General features: G+C 63.3%; 3 protein-coding genes. 2 read left to right on the forward strand and 1 reads right to left on the reverse strand.

The features are described 5' to 3' along the window. On the forward strand, positions 1–2,767 hold a 2,767-nt coding region (locus AB4Z11_RS21510; RefSeq protein ID WP_442027559.1), incomplete at its 5' end, for a glycosyl hydrolase 115 family protein. A gap of 189 nt (positions 2,768–2,956) precedes the next feature. On the opposite strand, the gene AB4Z11_RS21515 is transcribed toward AB4Z11_RS21510, so the two are convergent. After that, entirely contained in the window at positions 2,957–4,072 is a 1,116-nt protein-coding gene (locus tag AB4Z11_RS21515) for an endo-1,4-beta-xylanase (protein ID WP_442027560.1), read from the reverse strand. A 95-nt stretch (positions 4,073–4,167) separates the two neighbouring features. Here AB4Z11_RS21515 and AB4Z11_RS21520 point away from each other — a divergent pair. Beyond that, a partial coding sequence (locus tag AB4Z11_RS21520; protein WP_442027561.1) for an alpha-glucuronidase family glycosyl hydrolase occupies positions 4,168–5,435 on the forward strand: 1,268 nt, incomplete at its 3' end.

Consider the following 5,435-nt stretch of genomic DNA (forward strand, 5'->3'; position numbering starts at 1 on the left):
TTTCGTCAGCGCTGAGCGTCCTGCGGCTACGAGCTTCACGCTGGCCGAGAATGGCCGCACCGCGACGCTGTTCGTTGATGACGCCGACTACGCGGGTGTGCTGCGTGCTGCATCCAGCCTGCAGGGCGACATTCAGCGCGTGACCGGCACGCGGCCTGCGCTGGAACACGCGGCGCCGAAGGGACGCGACGTGGTCATCATCGGCACACTGGGCAAGAGCGCACTGATCGACAAGCTGGTTGCAGCGGGCAAGCTGGATGTCACGTCCATCAAAGGCAAATGGGAAGGCTGGCAGGTGCAAACGGTAGCGAACCCGATGCCGGGCGTTGACCGCGCCCTGGTGATTGCAGGCGCCGACAAGCGCGGCACCATCTACGGCATCTATGAAATCTCCGAGCAGATCGGCGTCTCGCCCTGGTACTGGTGGGCGGACGTGCCAGTCAAACAAAGCAAGTCGCTGTACGCCGCCGCCGCACAGGCCATCAGYGACGCGCCGGTCGTGCAATACCGCGGCATCTTCCTGAACGATGAGGCCCCATCGCTGACCGGCTGGGTGAAGGAAAAATACGGTGGATACAAGCACGGCTTCTACGAAAAGGTATTCGAGCTGATCTTGCGCCTGCGCGGCAATTACCTGTGGCCCGCCATGTGGGACGCAGCCTTCTACGACGATGATCCCCTGAACGGCAAACTGGCCGACGAATACGGCGTCGTCATGGGCACTTCCCACCACGAGCCAATGACGCGCGCCCAGCGCGAATGGGCGCGCCACGGCGGCGGCCCCTGGGACTACAACCGCAATGAAGCCGTGCTGAAGGACTACTGGAAGAAGGCCGTCGACAGCCGCAAGGACTACGAGAAAGTCGTGACCATCGGCATGCGCGGCGACGGTGACGAGCCGATGTCCGAAGAATCGAACGTCGCGCTGCTACAGAAAATCGTCGCCGACCAGCGCGCGATGCTATCGCCTGGCGTGACGCAAATGTGGGCGCTGTACAAGGAGGTCCAGGAATACTACGAGAAGGGCATGCGCGTGCCGGACGACGTGCTGCTGCTATGGTGCGACGATAACTGGGGCAATATCCGCCGCCTGCCGACGGCCGAAGAGCGCAAGCGTCCTGGTGGCGCGGGCGTGTACTACCACTTCGATTACGTGGGCGGCCCGCGTTCCTATAAATGGCTGAACGTCACCCCGCTGCCCAAGATCTGGGAGCAGATGCACCTGGCCTGGCAGTACAAGGCGGACCGCATGTGGATCGTCAACGTGGGCGATCTGAAACCGATGGAAGTACCGATCGAGTTCTTCCTGTCCTATGCATGGAATCCCTCCGCGTGGCCTGCCGAGCGCCTGCCGGAATATCTGAAGCTGTGGGCAATGCGCGAATTCGGCGCACAGCACGCCGACGAAATCGCCGATCTGGTGGCGAAGTACGTCAAGTACAACGGCCGTCGCAAGCCGGAGCAGCTTGAACCTGAGACGTACAGCCTGGTGACCTACGACGAGTCCGAGCGCGTGGTCGCTGAATACAAAGCGCTGGCTGCCCGTGCCGAGAAACTGTATGTCACGCTACCTGCATCGCAAAAGGATGCGTTCTTCCAGCTGGTGTTGTATCCGGTGAAAGCTGGCGCGGTGGTGAACGAGTTGTACGCCACATCGGGGCGCAACAAGCTGTACGCCGTGCAAGGCCGCGCATCGACCAATGCGCTGGCAGCGCGTGCGCGCGAGTTGTTTGCGCAGGATGAGGCGCTGGTCGCGCAGTATCACGCGCTGGGCGGCGGCAAGTGGAATCACTTCATGGCGCAGACCCACCTGGGCTATACCTACTGGAATCAGCCGACCGTCAACGTCATGCCGCCGGTATCGGAAGTGCGTCTGCTGAAGAATGCCGATATGGGCGTGGCGGTGGAAGGCAACGAATATGCGTGGCCGCGCTGGCAAGTCAATGAGCTGACGGTTCCGGCGCTGGATGGCTATGAGCGTAAGGCGCGCTTCTTTGATGTGTTCAATCGCGGGCAAAAGCCGTTTGCGTTCAGCGTGAAGTCGGATCAGCCGTGGGTTGTGCTCAGCAAGACGTCCGGCACGGTAGACGCGGAACAGCGCATTATCGTTGATGTGCGATGGGCCGATGTGCCGGCCGGTGCGACCAGCGCGACGCTGACCATATCCGGGCCGGATGGTCAGAGGATGCCGGTGCACGTGCCGATCCGCCACGCCGATGCGGCACATAGTGCGTCCGCCCTGCATGGGTTTGTGGAAACCGGCGGAGTAGTGTCGATGGAGGCCGAACACTACGCGCGCGCCATCGCGCCGGAAGGCCGCAACTGGCTGACGATTCCGGACCATGGCCGCACGCTCTCAGCGGTGGCCGCGATGCCGGTGCTGGCGCCTGCGGTGACGCCGGGCGGCGGCAGCATGCACCTGGAATACGATGTGAAGCTGGAGAAGGCAGGCCCAGTTACCGTGCATACCACGCTGGCGCCGACGCTGAAATTCCAGCCTGGTACTGGACTGCGCTATGCCGTGTCGATCGACGACGAGGCGCCGCAGATCGTGAACGTGCATGCGGACGAGTCGCAGAAGTTCTGGGAAAAGTCGGTGTCTGACGGTGCGGTCGTGTTCCAGACCAAGCACACGATTACGGCGCCGGGCAAGCACGTGCTGAAGTTCTGGACCGTGGACCCGGGATTGGTGCTGCAAAAGCTGGTCATCGACGCGGGTGGCCTGCGGCCAAGTTACCTCGGCCCACAGGAGAGCCCCCGTTTGTGACGCCGGTCGCGCCGGAAACGGCGGGTCAATGACCCGCCCTACGCCCCCGCCATGGACGGCGGATCATTGACCCACCGCCTCAACGCGATCGGGGCATGTGGCGCGGGTTATGATACTGCGTCAAAGTGATCGAGTCGTGTAGGGCGGATCATTGATCCGCCGCGCCGTGCCGTGCTGCGGCGCTACGCGTCAGGCGCGCTGCGGCATCGTGCGCAGTGCATCGGCGATGGCCGCGCGTAGCGGCTTGGCGCGGAGCTCAGCGTCATAAGGGCAGGGCCGCATTGGCAGCCCGTCCTTGCGCGGCGCCTCGTCCCACCCCTGCAGCCAGCTCATATTGTCCGACATTCCCCACAACAGGAAATCGCGCAAGCGCGGATAGCTCAAGGTCACATCCAGATAATCGCGCGCCAGCGCCGCCACGCCGGCATCGCGCGTCGCGATATCGGCCGGCAGACGGCGGTCGTTCACGTCAAACTCGGTAATCAGCAAATCCAGCCCCATCGCCGTCACCTCGTCCAGGAACTTGCGCCACTCGCGCAGCTCATTGGATGCGTCTTTCGAATTGTCCCAGGAACCGATGTGGCTCTGGATACCTATGGCCTGAATCGGCGTGCCGCGCCCCTTCAATGCATGGAGCAGAGTAAGCACGCCCGCACGATGCTTCGCGCTGCCCGAATCCCAGCGCATGTAGTCGTTGTAGACCAGCTGCGCGCTGGGCGCGTGCTCCTGCGCCACGTGGAAGGCCAGGTCGATCTGCTCTACTGCGCCAAGGCGCTCGGTGAACACATTGCTGCGCATGCCGCCGGTATCCGGATCGACTGCTTCGTTCACCACGTCCCAGCTATAGATACCGCGCCCGAAGTGATCGCACACCGTGGAAATATGTGTGCGCAGCAGGCGCTCAGCTTCCTTCGTCGGCGACGCGCCGAAATCGTGCTTGTTGACCCATTCCGGCAGCCACTTCGACGGCTGCCAGATCAGCGTATGCCCCCGCACCAGCATGCCCTGCGACCGCGCCCACGCAAACATCTCGTCGGCACGGTCGAAGTGGAACTCGCCCGGGCGGGGCTGAACGGACTGCCACTTCGTTTCATTTTCGGCCACGATAACGCCACATTCGCGGGCCATCAGCGCCAGGTATTCTGGCTTCCGGCTGCCGTATCCAAGGGCGTTCCCGAAGCGCATGCCCTTGCGGGAGGCCAGGGATTTCAGCGTTTCTTCCTGCGCGAACGGTACGGACGGCAGGGCGGCAATGGCCGCGGTCCCCGCCAGCAACTGCAGGGAACGGCGACGTGTGTGGTTCATCTGTGTCTCCTGATGGATTTAGTTATGAAGTTACGCTAACATAGATTGCGAGCAAAAAGATTGCGCAACMAAAGAAATTTTGAGACGGAGACACCATGAAATTCGTGCTGCGGGCGCTGTTGCCCTTGTTGTTGCTAGTGCTGTGCCAGGGGCGGGCAGCGGCGGAGGATGGCTACGATTTGTGGCTTCGCTACCACCCTCTCGACAAGGCTGCGGCCGCGCGCGTCGCTCCTCAAGCGCGCGGCATCGTGGTCGATACCGCGTCGTCGCCGACCGTGAACGCGGCGGTCAGCGAGTTGCAGCGCGGCCTGCAGGGCATGCTCGGCAAGACTCCAGCGGTCACGACGCGCGGCGCTGCGGACACGCGCGCTGCGCAGACGGATGGCGCAATCGTGCTGGCCTCGCGCGACGCAGCGTTGCGTGATGGTGTATCCGCACCGGACCTCGATGCGCTGGGCRCCGAGGGCTATCTGCTGCGTGCGGCGAAACACGGCGGCAAAAAGGCGACGATCATCGCCGCCAACAGCGACCAAGGCCTGCTGTACGGCGCCTTCGCCTGGCTGCGCGCCGCGCGCCTCGGCCAGCCGCTGGACGCGCTGAATGAAAAAAGCGCGCCCAAGTTGCAACTGCGTATGCTGAACCATTGGGACAATCTGGACCGCACGGTCGAACGCGGCTACGCCGGCGAATCGATCTGGAACTGGTGGGATCTGCCGGACGTGACCGACGCCCGCTATACCGACTACGCCCGCGCCAACGCCTCGCTGGGCATCAACGGCACGGTGCTGAACAACGTGAACTCCAAGCCAGAGATCCTGACCGCGCCGTGGATCGCCAAGGCCGCCGCGGTGGCGGACGTCCTGCGCCCATACGGCATCAAGGTCTATCTGTCGGCCCGCTTCTCGACGCCGCTGGAGCTGAAGCAAACGCAAACCGCCGATCCGCTCGACCCGCAAGTCGCCGCCTGGTGGAAAGCCAAGGCCGACGAGATCTACAAAGCCATCCCCGACTTCGGCGGCTTCCTGGTTAAGGCCAACTCCGAAGGCCAGCCCGGCCCGCAGGACTACCACCGCACGCACGCCGACGGCGCCAATATGCTGGCCGCCGCAGTGGCGCCGCATAAGGGCATCGTGATGTGGCGCGCTTTCGTCTACGCGGCAGAAAAGCCGGACGACCGCGCCAAACAGGCATACAGCGAATTCAAACCACTGGACGGCAAATTCGCGGACAACGTGATCGTGCAGGTGAAGAATGGCGCCATCGACTTCCAGCCGCGCGAGCCGTTCCATCCGCTGTTCGGCGCGATGGACAAGACCCCGCTGATGATGGAATTCCAGATCACCAAGGAATATCTGGGCTACTC

Source organism: Pseudoduganella sp. RAF53_2, assembly GCF_052113985.1.
GTDB lineage: Bacteria > Pseudomonadota > Gammaproteobacteria > Burkholderiales > Burkholderiaceae_D > Rugamonas.